We start from the raw sequence: 2,765 nt of genomic DNA on the forward strand, positions 1-2,765 counted from the left end.
TGATTAGCAATAGCAATGATTTTGCCCATTTATTTTCTGAATTTTGAACCGTAAAAATACAATTATGTATGGTTTTTGAAAATCTATTTTGTTAACATTTGTGAAAGTTTGCTCAATCGTTGTTTGGTGGGTGTTTGCTACAAAATAATTTAAGTTATTAATGAAATTATGAGAGACATTCTAGTTGGTTTAGTTAGTATTCTTGCTATAAAAAGGCAGAAAGCAAAATTTGGCTTGAAGAAAGTGCCTTGTTTTTTAATTTAATGAAGACTTAAAATAGATGGATTTTATTAAAAAAACATTGTTCATAAAAAAAATGAGTAAGTGGTTTACGTGTTCTAGTTTGATTGATTCATGGTTGTTTTATTAGCCATCTTTTTGTTTAAGATGTTGTTTTTGTAATATTATTTATATGAAAAACTGAGTCTTGTATAGTTTTTGATAAGAAAATTGAAAATGTAAACTACCATTAAGGTTAGAGATTATCGCTATTTTAGACTTCCTGAAAAACTACAGAAATTACAAACTATCTAACCACAAAATCAAAAATTTTATGAGTAAAAAAATGATTGATGTGCTCGCATCTTTTGTGTGTGTACTTATTCTATGCAGTTTTGTTTCGGCTTATTCGATGAACGAAAAAGCACAAGGAAACAAAATAGAACGAAAAATTATCTATAATAAGAACAAGCGAAGCATAACCTTGTCATGGTCGTCTTTTGGTTCTTCTGGAAATTATATCATTATACGTGGGGGAAGTCGTTTAGCGTCTGAATCTGTTTTGGTAGGATCTACTTCTAAATTAATATTTACAGATAATAAACCAAACGCAGATAAATATGAGAATTATTATAAAGTTACCCGAAACGATATGACCATAATAATTTCACTTGAAAATCAGATTTTTGGTGACAATATGTATTTCTATGATAGGAAATATGAGAAAGCAGAAACAGCCCGTAATGAGATTAATTCACATTTTGGTAGCGTAGGTTTGGGTGGCGCAAATGGCGAGTGGACAACAAAACGTCAGGCATATTATTTTAAGCCAAATATTAATGGACAAACCTATGATTCTGGTGGTTCTGGTTCTGCATCTTCGACAGAAGCAAACGCGATAGAATTAGGATTTTATTCGCATATTGGAGGTTTAGGAAAATTGCCCTCCGATGTTAAATTGGGAGCGATATTTACTAGACCTCATCTTTCTGGTGGAGCAAATGCTACTTGTACTTTTTGGCGTTCTGTTGAGAATGTAGAAGTAATGCGTGATTTTTCGTGGACAGTTTCGCAGTCAACTAGCGCAAGAAGATTGCTGATTAAAAGTACTTCGAAATACATTTCGGATATTGGAGATACAAATTTTTGGGGTAGTGGTGGCTTTATTGCCGATACTCATTATACAACTAATAGACCAAACTGGGGCGGGCAACAGCAATGGTACACCCGAAATACGATTTTTCCTTTAGGATCAGGAAATATGGGCGGTTCATACAATATGGTTTGGCAAGGTTGTGTAAATCAGCCGCAAGAAAATGAGTCTAATACTTCAATTTCCACAACTCCAATTATTAGAGAAAAACCATTTCTTTTTATTGATAAAGATGGAGATTATAAAGTATTTGTTCCAGCCTGGCAAAAAGATAGACTAGGAGTTTCTTGGTCAGCTACAGATATGGGGAAAGGTGAAATTCAGGATTTGCTTAGACATTGGTATGTTACCAAAGAAGGAGATACAAATGTTGAAATAAATTCAGCATTAAAAGCAGGTAAAAATATATTTTTCACTCCAGGGCATTATTCTTTAGACGCTCCGATTCAGGTGAATAGAAAAGATGCAATATTGTTAGGTGCCGGCATCGCTTCTGTAACTTTGGAACCGACTGAGAAAAATACTTGGGGTTGTGTTTATGCTGATGATAAAGATGGAATTATCATTGCCGGACTTTTAATGGATTCATTTAATAGTACAACGTATCAAATTAGAATTGGTAACGAAGGAGCAAATACAAGTCATGCCGTAAATCCTATTCTGTTTTCAGATATCACATGCAGAGTAGGTGGGGTTCAGTCGAAGAATATTCAGATACAGGTTTCTATGCAGATCAACAGTAATAATGTTGTAGGAGATCACTTTTGGTTGTGGCGCGCTGATCATGGTTCACAGAAAGGTGGAGATGCGCGTTGGACAAGAGATAGATGTAAAAATGGACTTATTGTTAAAGGAAATGATGTTACACTTTATGCTTTATTTGTTGAACATTTTCAAGAATATGAAGTTCTATGGTTGGGAGAACGTGGAAAAACTTATTTCTTTCAGAACGAACCGCCATACGATGCTCCAAATCAAAAAAGTTGGAGTAGTCAGGGAGGCAGTGTTGATGGTTATGCAGCTTTTAAAGTTGCAAATACTGTAAAAGAGCACCATACTACAGGGATGGGATCTTATGCGGTTTTTACTGGAACAGACGGAAATGTCAATAAGAAAAACGGATTTGAAATACCCAATAGTCCAAATGTGAAATTGGAGAAAATGTGTATTACCCGTTTTGCAGGTTCTGGAAACATTCAAAATGTTATTAATAGTACTGGCGGAAGTACAGCGACAGGAACTAAACGTGTGGCATTATATAATAATAAAGAAGGTACGCAACCTTTTGATGAAGAATTTGTTTTGCCAAATAGAGAATCTTATCCTTCTTATATAAGTATGGAGAAATAATAAGAGCGATTTTTTTTTTTTTTTTTTTTTTTTTTTTTTTTTT

At 33.9% G+C, this 2,765-nt stretch carries 1 protein-coding gene; it reads left to right on the forward strand.

The window, feature by feature from the left end; all coding sequences use genetic code 11:
• Positions 1-553 precede the first annotated feature (553 nt).
• Positions 554-2,722: a hypothetical protein gene (locus VGE71_RS10580; RefSeq protein ID WP_331138304.1), complete on the forward strand. Its 2,169-nt coding sequence runs from the start codon at positions 554-556 to the stop codon at positions 2,720-2,722.
• The last annotated feature ends 43 nt before the right edge of the window (positions 2,723-2,765 follow it).

Source organism: Flavobacterium sp., assembly GCF_036405015.1.
Classification (GTDB): Bacteria; Bacteroidota; Bacteroidia; order Flavobacteriales; family Flavobacteriaceae; genus Flavobacterium.